The sequence below is a fragment of the Pantoea sp. FN0307 genome (assembly GCF_050113815.1).
Lineage (GTDB): Bacteria > Pseudomonadota > Gammaproteobacteria > Enterobacterales > Enterobacteriaceae > Mixta > Mixta alhagi.
In genome coordinates this window covers 67,626-90,137 of the sequence record NZ_JBNJSO010000001.1, presented here as the reverse complement: position 1 = coordinate 90,137, position 22,512 = coordinate 67,626, and the positions used below count along the sequence as shown (strand labels likewise).

The following is a 22,512-nucleotide window of genomic DNA, read 5'->3' as shown; positions in this document are numbered from 1 at the left end:
GCGGCCTTCCCTGAATGGGAGGGCCATTTTCACGTCATGGATAAGTGATATGTCCTACAATCGCGCAGATTAGTCGATAATCGCTAACGTAGAAGATCTCCGGGTTTTCAGTGTTTTGCTCGCCGATAAAGAATACCCAAGCTTTATCTTTCAGCCCCTTGCCTTTGGCTTCTATTGCCTCTGTACGGGCAGCCTCCAGCTCTTTACGAACCACGGTACGCTTGGCTTTTGACCAGCTAGCCCAATCGATGTAGATCTGGTAGCTTCGGGTAGGTTTAGGTTTACCTGACTCATCTTCCCCCCATTCACCAGACAGTGGAATGATTAGGTTTTCATCATTTTCAGTAAATTTATTCCAGAGCAGTGGTGCATAAAAGATCTTCGACTCCGGGTAAGGTTGAACCTCATTCCGGAGCTTTTTAAACACCGTCATGTAGATTTGACCACTGATACCGGGAACGTTAAGCGACATTCCCCGGTCATGCGGGAAACGGATGAAGGCACGGCAAATATTGCGAATAGCATTCACTTGACGCCGGGATTGTCGTTCAGGTGAATTACCTTCACCAGATTGTGAGGATGCTGAACGTGTCGAACTGGATTTACTTTCATCACTAGAGAAACTTGGTTCAACAACCGGGCGTTGTTCAATCAACTTTAATCCCGAGGGCATTAAACCCGGAGCACTGTCCAGTATGTTGCGGACACTCGCCTTCTGGCCTTGGCGAATTACTGTGTTTTCAGCATCAGCATCGCATTCATGATGATGTTGAATATGTCGTTTCTTTTTAAAATAGGCTCTGACTTTTTTATCTTTTTCCCATGCAGCAGGATGCATGGTTATACCACACCCCCAGCATACATAGCCTTCAGTATCAACGCTATCAAGCAACCACAAATTCTCTGCTTCTACAATCTCACGGGTACGTTTATCACGTGCAGATTCCATCACTTTCTCCTCATCGCAGAACGTTTGTATAGGCTTCTAGCCTTTATTCAAACCGCTGTTCCCTTTCACTATCTTCCCTTTGTTCACGTTCTTTTTGGCGTTCGACCCACTGACTCATTTTTTCACAAACTGTTTTGGCAGCCTCGGCGATATCTGGACGCTCGTGTTTACTCAGCGCACCGATGACGCTTGATCTAGCTTGCATTATGTTCGCCAGGCTACCAGTCCAAGAGGATGGAGTGATTCGCTCAGTAAAAGACTCCAGCACAGCTAATGGCTCAGGAGAGGCCTCTAACAGTTCTATAGCAGCTTCGTGTAGGGTTAGTACATTCTGTTCATCATTCTTTGACCAGAGAGTCACACCAGCCGCAATGGCAGCCCAAACACTGGGATCATTTCTGGCACGGCACCATTCAATCAAGACGCTAGTACTTACATCAGCAAGAGGAGAACGGCGTAAACTGCCACGACGAATAAAGAACTGTCTTCCCTGCTGCTGTTCCTCGGTGCATTCAAAAATGCAATTGAGAAATGATTCAGGCATTAACGCAACAGTTGTTGCTATAGTCTTCTCGAATCCCAAAAAATATCCATAGTGTTCATCAATGACATTGAAAATTGCGTCCAACCACTCAATTTTTTTTGCCTCATTACCATCGAAACGCAATGCGGCATCGATAACTCGCTCCATGTAAAAATCAATTGTCCCTATTTGGCCTCTGTCGCTGTTTTTAATCCGCTGGATTGCAGCAGCAAGACCAATCAACCGAAAGTCTGCGCCAAGCGTATCTGCCGATTTGTCTTTACCATGCAGTCTCATGGAGAGCGCATGCAAAATGACATTATCTCCGCTTGCTTTACTCAGGAGTTGCTCAGCAAGCTCGAGAAGACGAATTCTCGGCAAATTGGCGTATTGTTCTCGCCATAAAATCGACTCATACATGAAAGGGCGAATGTCTGGATCGTCCAAATGCTTCATGCAGCGATCCAGATCATTTACTGTAAATTTCCCCCAAGGATGCAAGCCAACCAATACCTGTCGAAGTTCAGGATGCTGCGCACATTGGTCGAGAAACTTCTGTGCTAATGATGGATCGACAGAGTCAACTTCTTCGATGAATCCCCCAATAACTCCAAAGTCTTTGTTAGCATCTGGCTGTTTTTCAATTTGTTCAACTAGTCGCTGCCAGCCAATACTTAGATCATGTGCCCCTCGAGCAAGTCCTCGACCAAAGACAGCGCGATAAGGCATTCCACCGATGGAGAACAGATCTACTCCTAACTCCTCAAGCACATGATTTGATAAGGCAAAGTCCTGTCCCAATTGAAGTGCTTTAGCTTCAAGTCGTTTTCCGGCTGCGGTATATTTATCGGAGTCCTCATGATCAAAATCCGCATCCAGTGCCCAATAATCATGATTTATACTCAACACGTATGTCTTTATTGTTGGAATTAACGCAATGGGCTCCAACTCCTTCTCTAAGGCAGCAAGACTATCCGGCAACTGCTCAACATCATCTCCATCGCTACGCTTGGTATAGTCAAAATAGACCGTTGAACGAACGGCTTTCCAACCTTCCCCCCAAGGACTTAAAGCATTTAATGTACGGGCAGCATCGACGAGTTTGTGTCGCATTGCTTCTTGAAACCAAATTCCCCTGAATTTGTCTGCTAGGATTGATCTTGCAGGCCTTTCAAGCTCAGGAGCTCCGGATGCCGCTAAATGGATAATGACGTCAATAAAGGCGCTGCGCCATTCGACAAGTTCATCATAGTTGGGTTCGTATCCATAGTCTCTTGGTCGAGCTCCAAACTCACCAACCCCAAACCCTGACCACGGTGGGCCATCCAGGGCGGTTGACAGCATCTTGAAGCCCAAAGATCTACGCGTAATAATGTTTGATGGAATGCATTCGTTCATTAAAGCAATACGCTGGCTTAGTGATGCATGAGTACCAGACAGATACGCCTGGAAAAACCTTGGGACCATGTTTCGAGCAGAGTCCAGGTCATTATTATCGGCTTCGTCCTCTGCCATTTGAATAAGAAGCCTAGCGCATCGTTCAAAGGCGTTCGGTTCGTATGCCATCATTTGTAAAAGACGCAGAATACTACGTCGCTGCGGATTGTAGCCCGGTTCTATACCTTTGAAATCAGATGATGAGAGTACGGCCTCAATTCTGTTGAGCAATGCTTCAGGTGCAACCGGTCCGATATACCCAAGTATTCGTAACGAAATATCATTTAACTCGGCTATTCTTCCTAACATCCCTTCAGGCTGAAGCCAGGCTTCTACAATTTCTTTCGCAACAGGATGGTCATGCAACAACCCCAAGCGATGTGAAAAAGACATTAATAAACGCTCACAACCCGGAGCTTCAAAAGTCGCCCTAAGTTGATCGACGGGAATACTGTCGAGTGCGGATGCTGCCAATCTGTTAGCAATGGCATGAGGTAAGATAGCTCTCCAGTGAGATCTTTTCTGAACGATATGACGTTCCATCAGCTTCGTAACGGCTTTAAATAACTGGGTTCTGGAATACCCAAAGAGCGCCCCTAATATTTCCAGTTCGTCGGTAGCAGCATCTGGACTAGATACCGAGAATGAATACACCAGTGACAATATTTCAGCTTGTTCCCGTAAATTACCATCAGGATGATTACGCTGTTCAAACAAGCGATTAAACAACTGCGCATCAGAAAGTAGAGCCAAACTCTCGCCTTCCTCCCCTCTCTCAGCTATAGCCAAAGCAACTCTTGCATTCCCATCTGCAAACTCAGCAATACGACGGGCATTATTCTGACCAATAGAAGGGAAGCGACGGATAAGAAGTTGCTCTGCCACCTCTGGACCATCTGTCTCAATATGGATGACCTCAGTTGTCTGTGGTTTGTCATCCCTAATGTCGTACTCGATTGTGATGAGGCTTACTTCTTTTCCTGTGGCTGATACCTTACTGGCAAGCGAAGCATGGAGTTCTGATGGACAATTATCAAGGATCATAATTGCTCGTCGGTCCTCAGCGATCAGCTTATCAAGCATTGCTGTAGCCGACGGTACTGGCTCAGAACCAGTATCAACATAAATAGCTACTGTCCGGTCAAGCGCATCTGTTCCAACAGTTTCATCAAAGAGCGCCTGAACGATCCGAGTCTTCCCGACACCAGATAATCCTGTAATACGAACCGCCTTATTCGTCGAACGAATAAGGGCACGCATTGGGCTAATTGCTTCATCAATTTTAAATTTTTGCCCCTTTCCCGACGGTAAAGTAATGGTTACTCCTGGGGCTGAGATTAAAGTGTCTGTAACACCTTGGGGTGGATTGCTCCAAGCTCCGTAGGGTTGCCAACCGTAATACCCTTGCCCAAGCTTCCCTTTTACCCACAGCATGACTGATGAATGTTGGCGCAGCCATTGAATGAGTTTGGAACGGTCGTAGAAATCGAGATGAAGATTGCTTTTATTAGGATCATCTTTTACTGCATCCCTCATCGCTTTGAGACGATCCGCCTTTCCTGAGGGCGAGCAATCATCACCCAGGCTGACAATGATGTAGCTGCCTTGTTTTCTGGCTTGTTCAGATATGATGGATGAAAGCGCTTTACCGGTGCTCATTTCCTTCGTAATTGTAGCCTTTGGCATTTTATGTTTCTTTGCCTGAAAGACCGTATTAGGCCTTACAAGAAAGCTTGGTTTCAGTTGATCAACTGGAACCTGAACATGGATATCAATCCCTCCGTCAGGGGCTGTAATTGAGCCAGACCAATTTACACATGCAGGGCTATGACCATGTATTGCCACTTCAGCTTCTGCTAGCCGAGCTATCAGCTCTTCTAGCTGAGTATCGGAGAGCCGAAGTAATTCATCCTTTTCAATGTCAAAGATTGCCACGCCTTCACCTTAGTTAAAAATTTTTTTCCCTGGTTCTTACACTATGTATACATATTCGTGCGCCCCGCACTCTTAAGAGCAAGCAAGCGCTGTTTAAGTTTTTTTGCTTTGCCAGGATGGAATCTGGCCAATAAATGAACTAGTCCCAATGTTTGTGCATAAAGGCCCTTATCGAACTCGATAATTTCGCCCCTAAGAATGGCTTGCTCCAAATGATGGACGGCCGATCGTATCTGACTTTGCTTAGCGGAAGAGAGACCAGGTTTTGAATTCACCGAAAGCTTGGTAACTTCCATCCGTTGCCCAGATGTTCTGATTTCGTGTTTAGCTCGTTTAGGCTGGTAACCGTGCCTGGAAAGCATGCCATAAATCGAGGCTATCACATTCGTTTTAGCCGGTTTATCAAGAAAGTTTACTGACGAGACGGCGATATCATCAACGTAGCGGGAATAAATTATTCCTCTTGCCTGAAAACTGGCTTGCAGTGCCGGTTCATCTTTCCAAAACGCCAGGTTAGCCAGAAATGAACTAGTGATGGCCCCCTGAGGTAGCTTCCCTTGTCGGGTCGTCAGCTTGGTCAAACATTCAGCTACTTCATTATCGAAGCCAAAGAAATGTTGCCATATGTTATGCACTATTGTGTCTGAAGTTGACGGGAAAAAACGCGTGATATCTTCATTAATAACAATCGTAGAACCCGCGTGTAAAGTTGCATTAGTTTTATAATCACAACCTTTCAGACTACCTGTCAAATATGCTGGATAAACAACGTAATCAAGAATATTGCGCCTGATATTGCGTTGTACTTTTTTTAGAGGTGCATATGCATCCCAAGTCTGGCGCGAACTTCCGTCAGGCTTAGTGATAGTGCTGGCGAGTCGGTACATATTGTCCGCACGATTGGCTAGATTAAGTAGTTCGATAGGAGAGATGTTCAGCGCTTTTGATAGCGCTGTCATACTGCTGATGCGTCGTTTGCTATAGAAGGGTGAGTCAGACAGAGTGTGAATCATTAAGCAGCTCCAACGCAGTGCGTGCAAGTTCTCCCTGAAGCCCCTTATCAATACCTTGAAGATCACCGGCCTCTGCTGCAATAAAGAAAATAATGCTAACAGGAATGTTGAGAGCAGAAGCAATGCTGGTAAGAGTTGAAAGCGTTGGATCGCGTTTGTTGTTTTCAAGCATGGAAAGATAGGAAACAGAGCATTCAGCTTTTTGCGCTAAATCTGTCTGTGATATTTTTCTTCTGGTCCGACATAACTTGATGGCCTGTCCGACATTCATAATTAACCCCACAAATAAATATTGGGCCTGCTGCGTCTTGGCTCTGTTGCATTATTTCATCCAATCATCAATGTTTGTGATCAGACGAATTACAACGTCAATAATACGCAGAGCCCGGAAGACAATATCGTCAAACCGGAACCCGCTTTTTACCGGGCTGTCACGATGAATGCGTAACTGACGCAATACATCCTCCAGCTCTGCCAGAGCGCCAGCATCGAGTTGGCTGCAGTGAGCATCGCGCAGCTTTTCAAGCGTTGCGATGGTGTTCTTTAAAGTATCGTGTTTCATATTGCTCTCCTTTGAATCGGCAAAACGCCGAAGCCCCGTAACAAGGCGATGGCCGAAAGGAGCCAACCCGATGCGCAAGCCCAACACCAGTCTTCGCGACGATGAAGCCCCGTTTATTCCGATAGTGCAGTTGCCCGGTAGCCGCATATCGCGACTGGCTACGAATCACCATCATGACGAACGTGCTTAAGACTGACCGATGACGCTGGTCTGCCCGTCAAAATCTCCAACACCGGATGAAGGAGCGGCCTGATAAACAGGCAATTACGCTAGACCTTCGCTGTTACGATGAGAACAATCATTTTAAAGAACACAGCTCAGGCGAAACGCCTGACCTGTGATGAGTAGACCATACACTACGACTAAAAGCAATAATATTTCACTGACAGTGAAATGTTTGCTGTCAGTTCGATGAACTTGCTATGGACTGACGAAAGTGTAATAGGTGCTATTCTATCAAAATAACTGCCTCAAACGTACCGATCGGATATATGTCATCCAAGTGGAACTGTATGAAGTAGAGGCAGAGAAATGGTTGGTTATTAGTCAGTAGATGAAGAAGCTGTTTCTAGATGCTCAGAGCCGAATAATAATATTGTGGTTAATGCTCTGTGGATGGTCAGTCTGGGGCAAAAAATTAGTTGGTATTCGGTTTGTATCTCGGCGATGAACGTAGCGAGCTTTCGCCACCCGTGGCACCATACTGATCAGCTGGTTGTTTTTCAATCGGTCACAAGCACTACAAATCTTGCAAAAGACCTCGAGCCTCACAGGCATCAAGGAAAGGTTTTCTTAAGAAGTTGCAGTCGGCGTATGGACGATTTCGAGTCTGACGCTCTAGAGTTGTCAGAAAATCAGAGGGATTTCGGCCATCCATTCTCCATTCGTCAAGCACTTGCACTAGCCAGTACTTTCCACCATTTCCCCCGCAGAATTTAGCTTTGTAGCGTTCTTCAATACCGTAAATTTCCTTCCATGTATCGATTTCTTCGGCAATAGTATCTGGACCAAATTGCAGGGCGATATCGTTAGGTGCTAAGTTTTCTATGTCTGAAGTTTGCAGTGTAACTTGTAACTCGATGGAATGAGTCACAGATTTATATGGATAGAAAACCGCGCGACGACGAACAGCTCCTGCAGGGTCTTGTGGCATGTAGACAGGGTTCTTACTGGTCTTATAGCTACTATTGCAGTAGTGGCAGGTAGGCACGAGATTACGAAAGTTTATAGAGTTAAAAGGATACAATGCCTTAGGCAGATAATGGTCGTAAGCTTCGCGTTTAGTATGGTATTCGCCAAGTAAGTCACTGATACCACAAAACGGGCATTTCCCAACTTTATTAATTTGCACGAAGTTCTTGTAATGATCATCAATATCACCAATTTTGGCTCGCAAAGAAGCGAGATCCAGCAATGACTGCGAGTATAATCCTTTGAAAAACGTACCGAGTTGATCTGACAGCTTTTTATGGTTCACCGCGATGTCAGCGTAACGGGCTAGTTGAGTATTCGGCGTATTGGCACATACCTTTTCCAGATTATTATTACCTTGGTACCACCGTTTAAACTGAGCTATTTGCTCTCGCGAGAGCTCGGAGAAACTTTTATAAATAGCTTGAACTTGACTTGAAAAACGATCACCAGCCTCAGTATCACCATATGCAAAAGAGGTCATTATCTCTTTTAGAGGCGGATTAGCATCAAATAGAGCCAAGTCATATTCCCCTGCTTTCCTCGACCTACACCACACTTGATAGAAAATGAAATTAACAAACCGCTGCATCCTCTCCATTTGATGTGGTACATAAGTGTAAGTAAACAGCATCAACTCTACTCCTTCTCGCTACCTTGTGCATTTTGGTCAAGAATTGTTTTGATCAACAATAGTTTTTCTACCGAGTCACCTAATTGCTGCTGAATTTCGGTAATAAGAGCTTCCCGATCCTCTCCACCCTCCTCAAAACGTCTTCGCAAATCTTCGAGCAGGGTTTGTGCATAGCCACCAATAGTTTCACGTTTGCCAAAAGTGTTCATCGTGATCTTGTTGATAGAAGCACCCAGTGTGTTGTAGCCCGGGGGATTGATGCTGACAACACCAGTTGCTTCATCTTTGCTGAATACCAAAACCTTGTCTGGCTTACTATCTGAAATCAGAAACGGTGTGTGGGTTGTGATCAACATTTCTTGCGCCACATATTTTTGATCAGGTAAGCACTGACGCAAGCGGGTGATAAAACTGGCTCGCCAATTTGGGTTAAAGTGGGTTTCAGGCTCATCTAGCAGAAACAGGCAGTTAGTGTCACGAAATAGCACACACAAACCAAGGCTATGCAATAACTGGTGTTCGCCATCCGATAGCTCTTTGAGAAGCATCGGCTTCTCGACCCCTATTTTCCTGAAATAGAAATGTTTAAAGCGCATGATTCGCTCATCAGATGCTAGCGTCGGTACTGTTTCACTAACATAGTGGCTGGTTGAAGTATACAAATCCGACTTAAGCGTATCACTTACAAGATAAAGGTTAAGGGCTAACAACACCTGAAATGCCTGGAATAGAGCCAATGGTGAACCGTCAAAGTTTTCACGGAAGGCTTGCTTAGTTGCCTCATTAACCCGGTAATCTAAGATTAGCGTATCAGTAGCATCATCGACATAACTCAAGGTAGCGCATCGCTGTAAGGCATTAATCATTAATGAGGATCTTTCGTCGCCTTCCAATAAGTGGAGAATATTTAGACGATAATGGAGTCCCCCCTGTTCATCGATATGGAATTGTAGAGCGGGATTACTATTGACTATGTCTTCAGGTAATTGGTATTGATTTTCATCTTCACTAGCAAAAGCAGCAAGTTGTTCTGGTCGCAGTTCAACACTACGACGAACGATAATACGGAATTCCTGCAGCCCTTCAATTCCAACATCCTCGCGGAAAGGTCGCAAATTATCCTCATCGATAAACAGCAGGTTGCACAGCAAGATAGCCTGGCTGAATCCGTTATCAAGATATGCAAGTCTGGTTTCTGGGTGACCGGGATATGGAAGTTGCTGGGTAAGTGCGTTGTAGTACTCGTCAAATTGTACAAAACGCATCTTAAAAAAAGGAAGACTAAGGATTTCGTTCTCGCCTGAAGAGTAACCAAGCACGTACTGGGGTAACAGCATGTCTATATGGCTACTAGTGAATGCTTCATTTATATCCGTACCAAAGTCACTTTGGTTTTCCCAAAGAAAGCGCACCGATTCACCAGCATTTTTCCGTACATGCACTTTTGCCCATTCGGAACTGTTAGAGCTACGGTATTCAGGAAGGACTCGAATCAAATAGTCTAGCTCAAAGGAAATGGGTGAAAGATCCAAAGTCCCATTTTGCAATGCTTCAGGAAGAAAACTCCGGCGCACACGCAGAATTTCCAACTGAAAGAAGATTGCAGCCAGGACTTCAAGCAGATTGGATTTGCCGCTGCCATTCGGTCCGGCGCAGACGAAGGGGGCAAACTGGTCTGCTTTTGCGAGTTCATCCTGCAAGTTCCATTCGGTGCGAAAATGGTGCTCAAAACCGCAGGGCAGGCTGCGAAAGCCTGCCGGGTCAGTGATCTTCAAACGTAGTAGTTTCATATGGGATTGTGCTCAAGAGCGGCTTTGAGTTCGATGCGATTGCCTGCATCGTCAAACACCTGTTTCAATGTTCCAGCGGCCAAAGCTTCGAACACCCATGTCTTCATATATTCGTAGTCGCTGGCCCCCATCACTAAGTCATTGTCTGGATTGAGATCCGCCAGCCGACTTTGCGCCAGCTCCATAAACTGTTGTAACGAAAATGGTGTGTCAACAAGTTGAGTACGATAGGCTTCCAGCCATTCTGTAATCAACGTCTTGCGAGCCTCAGAATTTTCCAATGCAGCTAGAAGATTACCTGTATCGGGTAAATTAATGGCAGGCAGGGTTGGTACAACGGTGGCGGACATGGAGGTTTGGTCTTCCTGGAAAACAGCGGTAGCATCTTGAGTGGATGGTTTTGGCATGGGCACTCGCGTTAAATCCAACTCACCATTGAATGCATTTTGGCTCAGGGCACTAAAGAGGCATTCCAAATCGGTAAGGCTTTGCTGGTAGCGGGATTTGATTGCTTCAATTTTCAATACAATACTGGAAAATTGGTTTTGCAGATGTAGAGGAGGGAGGGCAAGGGAAACAGTTTTCAGATTTCCCTTAGAAATATTAGGCATGGAACCAGCAGCGCCCGCAGCTAACGATTGGATCGCTTTACGCTGTGAATCATTAACAAACAATCGCCACATGAAGATGGGGTTTACATCTGCATTCTGCTTGAATGAAAAGCGGAATATGAGATCTGGCATCAAAAGCTTTGGACGGGTTTTGAATACATAAGCACATGCGGCCACAAGATCGTAGGTATTCTTCCGGCTAAACAGTAAATCACCAGCTCTAACTTCATCTCGTAATGATGGAGCAATATCCTTCGGCAGAGCCTTGTTTTCCTTTTCATCAAATCTACAGCGAGTGATGGCACCAAGTTTAAGTACTCCCCATTCTTCAACATCGGCCTGTCTTGCCTCGCACTTTGGGCTTTTCCCGCTTTCAATATCTTCGAGCAAATCGGATAATTTCTGCTTACGCCAACCTTTCTCATTCCGTACAGGATCGCCAAACATCTCCAGAAATATGCTGTTAAGCAGAGTGTCGAGTTGTTGCAGGTGCTGTTTACGCTGGGCAATCAATCCTTCAACCTTGCCAAGCAGATGCGCAATGCGGATTTGGTCGTTAAGGGACGGTAGAGGAAGCTTAATTTTTTCCAGCCCCTTAAACTTCAGGGAGTCTCGTACAGCTCCCTCAGTATTGGCCCGAATCTGAGCATTGCCAAAATCACTTTTTAGATAGCGCAGTAAATAGTCAGCGTAAATATCTTTTTGTACTTCGAAAACGATATACAGAGGGCTTACGAGCACTGAGCGGTCATGTCGAAGGTAGTTAATCGATCCAACGTTGATGCGTGATGGATTGTAAGAAAATTGCCCAGGATTGACGACTTTGTAATTCGATACGTCCTTGCTGAAAACTTCTTTGCTGAAGTAATCAGATGATCTTGTGAACCCTTCTGAGTTGGTGACAGAAAACACTTCGATATCGGTTTCAGCCCTATTTCGTTGGCTTACCTGTCGAATGTAGTTTCCGAGTTCAACTATCGGGAAACGGCTTTTCATCCCACAATCCCCTTCAGCTCCAACAACTCGCGCACTATGCCGCTTTGAACATTGGCTAGTTCCGTTTCATCCACATTGCCTACTTCTGCTTGAATCAGCCGACCTAAAATTACGCCCGGCGCGTCGTAGTTCACTTCTTTAAATACATCTTCCTTATAGCGCGAAAGGGAGAGGTCGAAGTTATTCTTCTCATCCGCAATCTCGCTGTACGGTACCATAAAGTACTTAGCGGTTCGGTCGGTGTCGGCCCCCGCATTGCGATTGTGGTATTTAGTGATGATGTCTTGTAGGTCACCATAACCTTCCTGCTTACTACGCTTATCGTCCAACGAGTAACCATCAGCGGCCATTTCGTAAAACCAGATGTGTTCGGTAGCAGGTTTCGTAATCTTGTCTTTTGCTCCCCAAACCTTAGTGAACAGTAAAATGGCGGTGCTGACTCCGGCGTAGGGTTTGAACACGCCGCTAGGCAAGGTGATGACGGCTTTGAGATCGCAGCGCTCCACTAGAGTTTGGCGCAAATCCCTGAAGGCTTTACCAGAGCCGAACAGCACGCCCTGCGGCACGATCACGCAGGCGGTGCCGCCTTTTTTCAGCAATCGATAGATGTTTTCGACAAACAACAATTCGGTCTTAGTAGTAGCCAGTTGCAAAGCTTCGTTGATATCGCCCTTGTCGATGCTGCCGGTAAAGGGTGGGTTGGCTAGCACGATGTCGTAGGCGGATTCTTCGTTGTAGCTTTTGCTCAGAGTGTCCTGATAGTCAATATTGGGCTCATCGATACCGTGCATCATCAGGTTCATCAACCCCAAGCGCACCATGGTGGCATCGATATCGTAGCCGTATAGGCTTTCTTGCAGGACGAATTGGCGCTTTTCATCGAATGTTGCGGCAACTGAAGTGCGGATAAAACCATCTTCATCGGGTACAAGGTTCCTCGTACCGGCGTTGATAGCCAACTGGGTAACAATATATTGATAGGCACCCAGCAGAAATCCGCCAGTGCCGCAGGCCGGATCGATAATGCGGTGACCCAGTTGCGGCTGCACCAGCTCGGCCATCATCTTGATGATGTGTCGAGGAGTGCGGAACTGACCGTTCTTGCCTGCGGTAGCGATTTCCGAAAGCAGCATTTCATAAACATCGCCCTGGATGTCCTGGAAGGCCTGCCCATGCTCTTGTGAGTCCTTTTCCATCACCGCAAAGATGTCGTCGATGGTCTTAACTGCCTCTACCAACAGCGCCGGTTTGGGGATGATGAACACGGCGTTTTTCATATGGTGAGTGAAATTGGACTCCACACCGTTCAGGTCTTTTAGGAAGGGAAATACCTTGCCCTGTACGTGCTGCAGCATTTCCTCAGCCTGCATACGCTTAAATTCGCTCCAACGCAGCGTACGTTTGTCAATGGGACGCTGTTCCGTCACAGGCCAGTTGCGCTCCTCGGGCGGAATCCAGGTACCTTCAAACCTGGAGGTGTATTCTTCATTCGTCCACTCAGCATCGGCCTGCCGTTTTTGATCCAACTCATCAAGTCGTTTCATAAACAGCAGGTAGGTAATTTGCTCTATGGCAGTAAGCGGATTGCTGATGCCACCGCTCCAGAATTTGTTCCAAAGCAGGTCGATTTTAGATTTTAGTTCAGGGTTGTTCTGTAACATGGTATAGCCTGTTTTTAGGCAGCTAACCGTTCGGTAAGCTGTAAGATCTCTTGGATTTCAGCCGGGCTGAACACGCCGCGGATGCCTTTTGGATGGATGACCGTAAAGGGGGCGTTAATTAAGTCTTTCCTCTCCACCCTTTCGCGATCAACAATGAAGTTCTTCAATAGTTCAAGGAACTCCATCTGTCGGCTGCTGAGCGTAGTGTGGACACGGATAAACTGGTCGAAGGCTGCACTAACCTCATCAGGAAAGCTTTTGAGCACTTCGATGCCGAGGATATGGCGGATGAACTGAACGAAACGTGCCTTGCGGTTCTTATAGACTTGACGCAGTAGGTCTTCAGTAATGTGCGGATGCTCTTCATGCAGCAGTTCAGCCAGTTCATTGGCTTCCTGACTACTAACCGCATCACCGTTCTTGATTTTCTGTAGCACCGGATTGTGCTCAGTCAGCTCGGCAATCAAAGTTTCGACCATTTCACGGTAACGGGTAATGCTGACGGCTTCGTGCTGCGGTCCGAATTCCACCCATTCTTTCTTATAAAGCTCATCGGCCAAATCAAGCTGAGTTTGCTCCTCGCCCCTGGATTTTTCACGGAACTTCATCAAAGGGCCGAGCCTGGCGACTATAGCATCGAACGCATCCTCATCGGCTTTGGCCCAGTAATGATTAGTTTGTGCCGTGCGGATCAGCGCCTCTTCTTGTTGTACGAAGCTAACTGACAGCGGTAATTCACTGATCTGCTCGACGATGCCTTCTTTGAGCGTTTCGGCTTGTTCTTTGTTTTCATCGAGCACAGCCAGCGAAAATTCGAGCAGGTCGCGCTCAAAGCGCATGGCCTTGAAGTCGACCTCAGAAACAGTACGGAACAGAGGTTTGATTTCAGCACGTAAGGATTCCAGTCGGTCGTGGCTGAGATTAATCCAGAAGTTGTCATCCTCCAGCCGCGCCAGAGCTGTTACAGCCTCCTTGATTACGACCGACTCTTTGGGCAACGCTGCAATCTGCACACGAACCTTGGCAATTTCACGACTGGCAATATCGGCATGACCACGGTCATAAGCCTTCTCGATCTTGTCAAGCCGCAGGCCGAACAAACGCACTGGCAATGGCAATTGCTGTTTGAGTTCTTTGCCTTTTGGGTTGAGCTTGAAGTATTCGAAGTTGTCCCAGCAGTCGAGGATCAGAAACATATCCTTTTCAAGGCACCAAGGCTTGGGTTTGCTGGTTTCCAGCAGGCGCGTGCCGCGCCCTACCATCTGCCAGAACTTGGTGTAGGAATAGACTGGCTTGGCGAACACAAGGTTGACAATTTCACGTACATCAATACCGGTGTCTAGCATATCCACGCTGATGGCAATGCGCGGCATATCATTGTTAGTGAACTGGTCGAGAAGGCCACCCTTGCCATAGACACGTGGGTCTTCCGATACTAGCACCTTAGCCAGTTCTCCGTGGTATTGCGGATAGAGCTTATCGAAAATATCTTCCATACGCCGGGCGTGGGCCTTGGTGGCGCAAAAAAAGATAGTCTTACCGGGCAGAACTCCGTTGGCATCTTTAATTGCCTCTTCCATGAACTCGCGGACGATCAGGGTATTGGTACCCTTATTAATCACCTGCTTTTCAAGCTGGGTACCTTCAAAGTTGATGTCTTCGACATCCTTGCCTTGCAAGATCAGCTTTTTCTGGTCTTCCAACGAAATAGTGCGTTTGCTGATACCTTCCATCTGGAATTTGGTCTGAATCTTCATAACCTGAAAATTGCAGAGATAAGGCGGCACGTGGTTTACAGCCTCTTCATAGGTATAAGCGAACGTGGGAATACCGTCTTCGCAGTGAAATAGCCGGAAGGTATTGTGGTCGATAATATCAGTTGGCGTGGCAGTCAGCCCCAGAGTGATGGCTTTAAAATAATCGAGTACTTCGCCGAATGTGTTATAGATCGAGCGATGGCTCTCATCAACGACGATGAAATCGAAGAAGTGCGGCGACAGGTGCTGTACATCATCCCGGATGATATTGAGCATTGTCGGGTAGGTCGCGACGTATATGCGGCGGTCCGTAGCAATCAGCTTTTCCCCCACATTTGGCCAGCGCGGTTCATTCGGCAAGTGCTCTTTGAAAGCAGCCAATGCTTGCTCGCGCAAAGCGATGCGATCCACGAGAAATAGTACCCTTTCAGCATGTCCGCCACGCATCAAAGCATCAACCATGGCAATGCAAGTGCGCGTTTTGCCTGTGCCAGTGGCCATCACCAGAAGAAAGTCACGCCTTTTTTGTTCAATACCTTCGAGCACCGAACGAATAGCACGGATCTGGTAGTCACGACCAGCAATTGAGGTGTTAATGAATTCCTGCGTCAACGGCTTTCGATTGCGACGGATGTATGCAAAGCGTTCCAAATCGTCTCGCGTGGGGAAACCTAAGACCTGACGCGGTGGTGCGTTTTCTAGATCCCAGAAATAAAGTTCGTGCCCATTGGTGTAAAAGCAGAAGGGTAGCTCACCACCCAGTTGCTTCTGGATGTTGTAGCAATACTGCTTCGCTTGCTCACGGCCCAGAGCTGCATCTTTACTAGTGCGCTTAGCTTCGACTACAGCAAGTGGTTTGCCATCTTTCCCTAAGAGCACATAGTCACTGTACTGGTGCCCACCATACTCCTGGTCAGGTTCAGCTACACCTTCTGATTGATTCGTGAGGATATCAAATTCTTGCACAACTTTGGTTGGATCTTGTACATCCCACCCAGCAATGCACAATTGACTATCGATAACAGCAATCCGAGTTTCTTTCTCAGAACTTTGCATATCTCTCACATCTCCATGACAAGCTCATCCAAGCAGCATTGGGGGCGAACGCTTTTTAAGTAATTTTTTTCAATTGACGAAGCAATTTAAAAATAAACTTTTAATTCAATTAATTACGAGATAGCAACGAGATGTTTAAAATTCAACCTGCAAGGTGATATGCCGCTTTAATTGAGTAGTCCCCATCTTAACATTATGCCCTGCTGAAGAACGATGTCTGATTCATAAAAAGCTTAACACACCCTAGATACAATCTTGCTCTTACAGTTTTTCCACAAAGTTATAGTTGGAGTTGCCCCAGCTAAAATGGACACGGTTAATTTATAATTGGACTGACCCCGCCCCGGTAGACGATCCTGCCCTATAGTCTTCCATCCATTCCGTCAGTTCTTCCATTACGGTCACCGCATCCGGCAGGTCATTCATATACACGTAGCCACGCTTGAACGTTTTAACGGACGATTCTGCCATCACATTGCTCTCAGGTCTGCGCACTGGCGTCGTACACATGATGAACCCGAGTGGGGCGGCGAACGTTCTTGTTGCGTCCTCTATGTAGCCACTGCCGTTATCGTACGGTGGCAGCAATGGTATGCGCGATATCGACTTTTTTGCCTGTGCTATCTCAAGCGCGTACCTAAGGATTTCGGCTTCCATCGTTTTGCGCCCCAACATCTACTCAAGTTGTTTAACTTTTTTCTCCAGCGCTTTGACTTCGGAGACGCTGATCACCTCATCGCCAACGGCGAACATAGATTTCCCTACATCATTGATGAGTCTTTTCCACTTAAAAAGAAGACTGGGTGTGATGCCATATTGCCAGGCAACGAGTGAAACGGTGTAGCCGGGCTGCATGGCCAGCGCAACAGAACGGGCTTTCTCTTCGGGAGTATAACGACGGCGCTTTTGCTCGCCAGTGATCACTTCGATTCTTTGCACAGGACACTCCTTAAACATAGTTCTATGACTATGTCTTACTGGTGAAGTGACCTGTTTAAACGGGGAGCAGGTCACCGGGCTTAGTACCTCTGCGTAGCCCACTGGTTCAGCGCGTTCAGACGCGGCACCATTTTTTTCCTAATGTACTACCAGCCTGTCTGCCGCACTTCTGCTGCTACCCCTCAATATCAGTGCAGTATTTAATCAGAAATTCCTGACCTTCATCATAGACGCATGTGCATATTTTGATTATATTAATCCGCAAGTTAATTGATCATATTAGAGAAATCGCCAAAATGAATGCAGTAGAAATCAATGCACTTCTGGCTCAATATCGCGCACGCTTAGCGCTTGCTGCTGGTAGTAGTAGCTCCCAATCTGTGCTGGTCAGCATCCTCCGTGATATAGAGAACAAAGTTCAACATGGAACGCTGACTAAAGCACAAGCAGAAGAACTCGTAAAACGCCTTTTCAGCTATTCATTTGAAAGCTTCGGTATCGAGGGACTTGAATCTCTCAGCGAATCTATAGAAAAGGGTGCTGTTGATATTTCGTTCGATCACGGCGATTCATTAGCGGACACAGTTGCAGCACTTAAGACGAAAAAATAATGGCTGATCAAGCAACTACTGAAGTAGTCGTGTGGACTCTTCGAGATGGGCTGTATTCTTGTGGCGTAGTTGTTGCTTTAGCGTCCGCAGCTATCGCAGGATTTAGCGCTTTCAAAACGGGAAAACGAGACCTCAATTCTCTTGGAGATTCAGAAATAAAAACATTTGAAATGATAGCTAAAGCGGAAAAAGACTTTGCTGAATTTAACGCTTCTATTGTTGATGAACATGATGCTTTCCAACTTGATAAAAAAAATGATGGTAAGGAGTATGAATTAACTAAAGGTAAGGCGAGTCTTCGGGGGTTCTATACTGATAGCGTGCTGAATGCCTACGAAATCGCGTGCCAACGTTATCTTGATGGTAAATTAGATAGAGCGCGATTTTCAAAAACATATGCGGCCAGACTGAAAAAGCTATGCTCAAATGTAGCCTACAAAGAAACTATTAATAATAAAGACTTTAACTTTTCAGCACTGACCAAGGTAAATAAACAATTGAATGATCCTGAAAATTAAGAAGCTCCCCATCCTTATCTTGAAGGTTTATTTATAATGTTTTCACCTCGATTAAAAAAAATTGTTAACTTCAGATATTTGAAGAGTTTTAGCTAGGCTTTCAGGATACCAACGAGACGTTGGACCAAGATCAACACTTTCGGGATTTATTGACTCCGCCCTGCAGCCATTAACTAGCCTCTTTATGTACGATTATTTATAACTACTTGAAAACTTGTTAGTTGACAGCTTGTGGATTACTGTTAATAATTGTTTTTTTATTTTAAATTTTAACATCAAATTAATTATGGCTTTAAGCAACCATGCAACATATTCTTATTAATAGATATTGCTTGCCAGACAACTAAAACATCATCATCTAATTCGCTAAGTAAAACATGATTGGATAATCATTCTGAAGCTGCTGATAGGCCGACCAATACCCTTTCGATAAAAGTGACCAACTAAATCCACGTTAATATTCGATATAATCAATAGCTTACAAGCATCAGCATAATCCAAGCCTTCCCAACTGGAAAGTGCTAAATTGCTTGATTTAACGGGGAGCAAGCCACCTCTTCCTGCAATGTAGATTAAAAAAGTGTAGTGGATAACAAAACCACTATATCTCTTAAGCCTCTATTCGCCACTCCTCACATCACTGAGTATCAGGAAACTATTGCGAATGTATGAGCGTTTTTCGTTATACCATTACAGTTCTTTCCTATCAGATATTCTAAGTAATCTCAGATAGATATCATCTTAGCGAGCCCCCGCATCCTTACCGGATCGCGGAGTTTTTATTTTCACGCTGAGATCTCTGTATGACTAAATCTGACGGCCTTCAAGCCATCGAGAAGCCGCTGGCTTCCCTTCCTGACACTGTTCGAAATCTTATCCTCGACCACTTTCACACACTTACCAGATACGAACCTGTGATTGGCATCATGGGGAAAACGGGATCGGGTAAAAGCAGTCTCTGTAACGCGCTATTTGCTGGTAACGTTACTCCAGTAAGCGATGTCACTGCATGTACCCGAGAGGCGCTGCATTTTCGACTTTACAGCGGCGAACACAGCCTGTTACTGGTCGATTTGCCTGGCGTCGGCGAGAGTGAAATGCGCGATGAGGAGTACGAAGCTTTGTACCGCAATATTCTTCCTGAGCTGGATCTGATCCTGTGGGTTATCAAAGCGGATGATCGCGCGCTCTCTACTGATGAGCGTTTTTATCAGCGAGTTATGGCTGACTACCAACACAGAGTGCTGTTTGTCATCAATCAGGCCGATAAAATTGAACCCAGCCATGAATGGGACGCCACCAGCAACACACCATCGCCTAATCAGTCAGCCAATATTGATGCCAAAAAGGAATCCATCCACCACCTGTTCTCACCCTTTAACCCAGTGTGCAGCATCTCTGCCAGAACGGAATGGAACCTCCCGCTTCTGGTCGAAACCATGATGCGTTGTCTTCCGGATCGAGCGACCAGTCCTCTGGCAACGCAACTGCACGAGAGGTTGTGCAGTGAATCCGTAAAAAAGCAGGCGCGTGAAGATTTCGGTCGTGCGACAGGTGCAGTGTTTGACTCAGCGACAACGACTCTACCTCAGTCATTTAAAGCCGTAATTAATAGTGTCCGGAATGCCGTCGTGTCAATGGCGCGTGCTGTCTGGGACTGGATATTCTTCTGACTAAATGAAACATCATCATTTTGATGGTGAATTATTTCGTTTATCCATTGGTTTACAGACAATTCCAGCATCAACGACACAACCTGTCGGCATCAGAAGATGATAATGCCAGCTGTAAACTTGTACCCCTCCCCACTTAGCATCCAGCTTATCGATCCGCATTAACCACGTAGCCACGCGCCACCGACATAACCTGTCCACAGCGCACATTACAGTAACACCATCTTTATTAATCACTTACCTGTCATGGAGATCATAAATGTCTCAGGCTGAGCGTCGTTATGATCGCTTGTCTGTTCGGCTGTCGCTGATTATCGGCCGCTTGATCGCTGGTGAAACGCTGAATGTACGCATGCTTGCGGTAGAGTTTGGTGTTTCGGAACGCACGCTGCAGCGTGATTTTCGCGAACGGTTGATTTACCTCGATCTCGAATATCAGAACGGCTGCTGCCGCCTGTTGACGGGAGGGCGACATGAACTCAGGGAAGAGGCTGCGATGCAATTTGCCCGCCAGTCAGGTATTGGCGCTCTGTTTCCGGATATGGACAGCCATCTGGTCAGCTCACTTCTTAATCGCCAGGGCTCGCCGCCGTGTCTTGTCTGGCATCAGGAATCGCCAGCTTCACCAACGCGTCCGGGCATTTTTACTCGCCTCGTCAGAGCAGCGACTGAACAACGCCTTATTACCTTACTGGCAGACGGATGTCGTTGTGACGGTCTTGCACCTTACCGGCTAATTTTCAGTGCCGGTGACTGGTTCCTGGTAGGGGAGCACCTCGGGAAAATAACCGTTTTCCCGCTGCACATCATCCATTCCGTCACATGCCATTCAGAGATGTTTACACCGAAAAGAGAGCTATCCAGCGTACTTTCATGCCCGGAATTTCTCCGGGCATTACCTCATTTTCGCTTTTTCCATTCACTTCTTGTCGCACCAGCGGTGGGATGAGATACCTCAAAAGGAATAATCACTATGAAACTGCTTACTACTACAGCGCTGGTCGCCAGCATTTGCCTTGGGGCTGTTTTTACCGCTGAAGCTGGGAATATTGTCGGTACAGTCAAAGCCTGGCAATACATGCAGGCTGAAGGCTGGAAATCAGCCGATGGCATGGATGACAACACACTGCACAATATGCTCTATCAGGCCAGTGTGATTGATAATTATCCGTGGACAAAACAGTTTCTGTTACGTGTCCGTGGTGGCGGTGCGCTTTTTCTTGCCGATAAAAAGACGCACACGATTCGCCAATTGAAAGTGGAGCCTGTAGGTGAAACCTACAATGACATTGAAACGGTCTATCAGGGAGAAGACAAAGGTGAAGGATGCTATTTCGCTATTATCGACAATCAATCTTCAGCAAGACAAAAAGCGATTGATGACCTTCTCAGCTACCCGCCAGTTGATGATGTCGATGCTAAAGCAAAAAAGATCCGACAGCAGATGACCCCGAAAGTCGTTATGGTCATGCCGGATAATTGTGTGAACAAGCAGCAGCAGGCTGCTCTGGCAGCTAAACGTTCGGAAGAAGATCGGAAGTTACAGCAATGGGTAGCACAACAAAGTCTGAAGGAATTATGCCGTCGTACGGGCAACTGCTGAGAGACTTCCCGCAATACCAAAGCGATCCTTACCAAAATCAGGAGCACCATTTTTGAACCGATTTCTTAAAGCCCTACCTTTCATCGCTGGTTTAACGTGGTGCTATTTGCAACCCGCACAGGCCGACGAAAAACGCTATATCAGTATCCGTAACACCGATACAGTCTGGACTCCCGGCAATATTTGCGTTTATCAGTTTCGCCTCGATAACGGCGGAAGTGGGACAAGTTTCGGCCAACTGAATGTGTCACTGCATTTGAAAGACAAAGCTGGCAAAACGCTCGCGCAAGGCGTCATGGAAGTCGCTCCCTTTGGAGAAAGTGACGCAACACGCTCACAGGACGCTTTTCTGGAGCATGAATGTGTTGAAGGTGTCAGTGCCGTTGAAATTTTGAAGGTAACTGCACTACATGCAGGCCATCAGACTGATCTGCCACTGTCCATCTTCGATCCGCAGTATTACCAACCATTGTCAGTATCAGTTGCCGTGAATTAATCGTCGCGGCTGGCTGAGACGGGCATCTGCCACACCTCAGCTATCACTCACTTAAAACATGTCAGGCCATGCCTCCTCCGGGAAGCATGGCCTTTTTGTTTTCAAACTACTCATACGGAATCAACATGGATCACACCACAACACCAGTCACCGCATCACCCGTACCCGACAGGCAGCGCCTTAACTTCTGGCCGAAGCACTTCGGCAAAATCCCCCAGTGGATGCTGCTGGAGCCTCGCGCTTTTGCCTGGATGGATCGCCTGTGTGAAGCTTACCGCGGTGAATACTGGAATTATTACACGCTCAGCAACGGCGGTGCCTTCATCGCACCTGACAGCGAAGACAAGTGGGCCGTGTTCAACAAGCTGAATGGCAACAGCGCGGAGATGAGCAGTGAAACCGCAGGCATCAGTGTCTGCTTGCTGGACTGGAGCCACCACGCCTGCAGAACCGGCAGCTCCGCCATGAGTGAACACTACTATCGCCTGCGTGAATTTGCGCTGAGCCATCCTGAAAGCAGTGCCATCATGCACATCATCGACTGATGCCGGAGGACA

At 46.5% G+C, this 22,512-nt stretch carries 17 protein-coding genes and 1 pseudogene; 7 read left to right on the top strand and 11 right to left on the bottom strand.

Annotated elements, in window-relative coordinates; translation table 11 throughout:
* Window positions 1-34: 34 nt before the first annotated feature.
* From ACQE3Z_RS00450 to ACQE3Z_RS00400, 11 genes and pseudogenes are all read right to left on the bottom strand, one after another.
* Complete coding sequence (locus tag ACQE3Z_RS00450) at window positions 35-949, bottom strand: hypothetical protein (RefSeq protein ID WP_426971594.1); 915 nt, start codon at window positions 947-949, stop codon at window positions 35-37.
* A 43-nt stretch (window positions 950-992) separates the two neighbouring features.
* Complete coding sequence (locus ACQE3Z_RS00445) at window positions 993-4,844, bottom strand: hypothetical protein (RefSeq protein WP_426971593.1); 3,852 nt, start codon at window positions 4,842-4,844, stop codon at window positions 993-995.
* Between the two features lie 41 nt (window positions 4,845-4,885).
* A complete protein-coding gene (locus ACQE3Z_RS00440; RefSeq protein WP_426971592.1) occupies window positions 4,886-5,857 on the bottom strand; it encodes a reverse transcriptase family protein in 972 nt (323 codons plus the stop codon).
* A complete protein-coding gene (locus ACQE3Z_RS00435) occupies window positions 5,838-6,128 on the bottom strand; it encodes a helix-turn-helix domain-containing protein (RefSeq protein ID WP_426971591.1) in 291 nt (96 codons plus the stop codon). Before ACQE3Z_RS00435 ends, ACQE3Z_RS00440 begins: the two co-directional genes overlap by 20 nt.
* Before the next feature lie 51 nt (window positions 6,129-6,179).
* On the bottom strand, window positions 6,180-6,419 hold the full coding sequence (locus tag ACQE3Z_RS00430; RefSeq protein WP_039277793.1) for a hypothetical protein: 240 nt from the start codon (window positions 6,417-6,419) through the stop codon (window positions 6,180-6,182).
* Window positions 6,420-7,158: 739 nt separating this feature from the next.
* Window positions 7,159-8,244 (bottom strand): hypothetical protein, encoded by a 1,086-nt coding sequence (locus tag ACQE3Z_RS00425; protein ID WP_426973021.1) that lies wholly within the window; start codon window positions 8,242-8,244, stop codon window positions 7,159-7,161.
* Window positions 8,245-8,249: 5 nt separating this feature from the next.
* Entirely contained in the window at window positions 8,250-10,034 is a 1,785-nt protein-coding gene (locus tag ACQE3Z_RS00420) for a restriction system-associated AAA family ATPase (protein WP_426971590.1), read from the bottom strand.
* Window positions 10,031-11,641 (bottom strand): restriction endonuclease subunit S, encoded by a 1,611-nt coding sequence (locus tag ACQE3Z_RS00415; RefSeq protein ID WP_426971588.1) that lies wholly within the window; start codon window positions 11,639-11,641, stop codon window positions 10,031-10,033. Before ACQE3Z_RS00415 ends, ACQE3Z_RS00420 begins: the two co-directional genes overlap by 4 nt.
* Window positions 11,638-13,302, bottom strand: coding sequence for a type I restriction-modification system subunit M (locus ACQE3Z_RS00410; protein WP_426971587.1), 1,665 nt, complete (start codon window positions 13,300-13,302; stop codon window positions 11,638-11,640). The genes ACQE3Z_RS00415 and ACQE3Z_RS00410 overlap by 4 nt, the downstream gene beginning before the upstream one ends.
* 14 nt (window positions 13,303-13,316) lie before the next feature.
* Window positions 13,317-16,115: a DEAD/DEAH box helicase family protein gene (locus tag ACQE3Z_RS00405; RefSeq protein ID WP_426971586.1), complete on the bottom strand. Its 2,799-nt coding sequence runs from the start codon at window positions 16,113-16,115 to the stop codon at window positions 13,317-13,319.
* A 363-nt stretch (window positions 16,116-16,478) separates the two neighbouring features.
* Window positions 16,479-17,054: pseudogene (locus ACQE3Z_RS00400) on the bottom strand (transposase); the annotation flags it as partial.
* A 296-nt stretch (window positions 17,055-17,350) separates the two neighbouring features.
* Here ACQE3Z_RS00400 and ACQE3Z_RS00395 point away from each other — a divergent pair.
* The 7 genes from ACQE3Z_RS00395 (at window position 17,351) to ACQE3Z_RS00365 (ending at window position 22,500) form a co-directional block, all read left to right on the top strand.
* Window positions 17,351-17,665, top strand: coding sequence for a hypothetical protein (locus ACQE3Z_RS00395; RefSeq protein ID WP_426971585.1), 315 nt, complete (start codon window positions 17,351-17,353; stop codon window positions 17,663-17,665).
* On the top strand, window positions 17,665-18,183 hold the full coding sequence (locus ACQE3Z_RS00390) for a hypothetical protein (protein WP_426971584.1): 519 nt from the start codon (window positions 17,665-17,667) through the stop codon (window positions 18,181-18,183). The genes ACQE3Z_RS00395 and ACQE3Z_RS00390 overlap by 1 nt, the downstream gene beginning before the upstream one ends.
* 803 nt (window positions 18,184-18,986) lie before the next feature.
* Complete coding sequence (locus tag ACQE3Z_RS00385) at window positions 18,987-19,856, top strand: GTPase family protein (RefSeq protein WP_426971582.1); 870 nt, start codon at window positions 18,987-18,989, stop codon at window positions 19,854-19,856.
* Between the two features lie 259 nt (window positions 19,857-20,115).
* Window positions 20,116-20,805, top strand: a complete 690-nt coding sequence (locus ACQE3Z_RS00380) for a transcriptional regulator (RefSeq protein ID WP_426971581.1) — start codon at window positions 20,116-20,118, stop codon at window positions 20,803-20,805.
* Window positions 20,806-20,829: 24 nt separating this feature from the next.
* A complete protein-coding gene (locus tag ACQE3Z_RS00375; RefSeq protein WP_426971580.1) occupies window positions 20,830-21,459 on the top strand; it encodes a hypothetical protein in 630 nt (209 codons plus the stop codon).
* 52 nt (window positions 21,460-21,511) lie between these two features.
* Window positions 21,512-21,955: an IrmA family protein gene (locus ACQE3Z_RS00370; RefSeq protein WP_426971579.1), complete on the top strand. Its 444-nt coding sequence runs from the start codon at window positions 21,512-21,514 to the stop codon at window positions 21,953-21,955.
* A gap of 125 nt (window positions 21,956-22,080) precedes the next feature.
* Window positions 22,081-22,500, top strand: a complete 420-nt coding sequence (locus ACQE3Z_RS00365) for an antirestriction protein (protein ID WP_426971578.1) — start codon at window positions 22,081-22,083, stop codon at window positions 22,498-22,500.
* Window positions 22,501-22,512 lie beyond the last annotated feature (12 nt).

Excerpts from the sequence above, each read along its gene's own strand:
- ACQE3Z_RS00440 (WP_426971592.1), bottom strand. The coding sequence starts at position 5,857 with ATGATTCACACTCTGTCTGACTCACCCTTCTATAGCAAACGACGCATC.
- ACQE3Z_RS00385 (WP_426971582.1), top strand. The coding sequence starts at position 18,987 with ATGACTAAATCTGACGGCCTTCAAGCCATCGAGAAGCCGCTGGCTTCC.
- ACQE3Z_RS00450 (WP_426971594.1), bottom strand. The coding sequence starts at position 949 with ATGGAATCTGCACGTGATAAACGTACCCGTGAGATTGTAGAAGCAGAG.
- ACQE3Z_RS00380 (WP_426971581.1), top strand. The coding sequence starts at position 20,116 with ATGTCTCAGGCTGAGCGTCGTTATGATCGCTTGTCTGTTCGGCTGTCG.
- ACQE3Z_RS00365 (WP_426971578.1), top strand. The coding sequence starts at position 22,081 with ATGGATCACACCACAACACCAGTCACCGCATCACCCGTACCCGACAGG.
- ACQE3Z_RS00405 (WP_426971586.1), bottom strand. The coding sequence starts at position 16,115 with ATGCAAAGTTCTGAGAAAGAAACTCGGATTGCTGTTATCGATAGTCAA.
- ACQE3Z_RS00375 (WP_426971580.1), top strand. The coding sequence starts at position 20,830 with ATGAAACTGCTTACTACTACAGCGCTGGTCGCCAGCATTTGCCTTGGG.
- ACQE3Z_RS00415 (WP_426971588.1), bottom strand. The coding sequence starts at position 11,641 with ATGAAAAGCCGTTTCCCGATAGTTGAACTCGGAAACTACATTCGACAG.
- ACQE3Z_RS00425 (WP_426973021.1), bottom strand. The coding sequence starts at position 8,244 with ATGCTGTTTACTTACACTTATGTACCACATCAAATGGAGAGGATGCAG.
- ACQE3Z_RS00435 (WP_426971591.1), bottom strand. The coding sequence starts at position 6,128 with ATGAATGTCGGACAGGCCATCAAGTTATGTCGGACCAGAAGAAAAATA.
- ACQE3Z_RS00420 (WP_426971590.1), bottom strand. The coding sequence starts at position 10,034 with ATGAAACTACTACGTTTGAAGATCACTGACCCGGCAGGCTTTCGCAGC.
- ACQE3Z_RS00410 (WP_426971587.1), bottom strand. The coding sequence starts at position 13,302 with ATGTTACAGAACAACCCTGAACTAAAATCTAAAATCGACCTGCTTTGG.
- ACQE3Z_RS00390 (WP_426971584.1), top strand. The coding sequence starts at position 17,665 with ATGGCTGATCAAGCAACTACTGAAGTAGTCGTGTGGACTCTTCGAGAT.
- ACQE3Z_RS00395 (WP_426971585.1), top strand. The coding sequence starts at position 17,351 with ATGAATGCAGTAGAAATCAATGCACTTCTGGCTCAATATCGCGCACGC.
- ACQE3Z_RS00430 (WP_039277793.1), bottom strand. The coding sequence starts at position 6,419 with ATGAAACACGATACTTTAAAGAACACCATCGCAACGCTTGAAAAGCTG.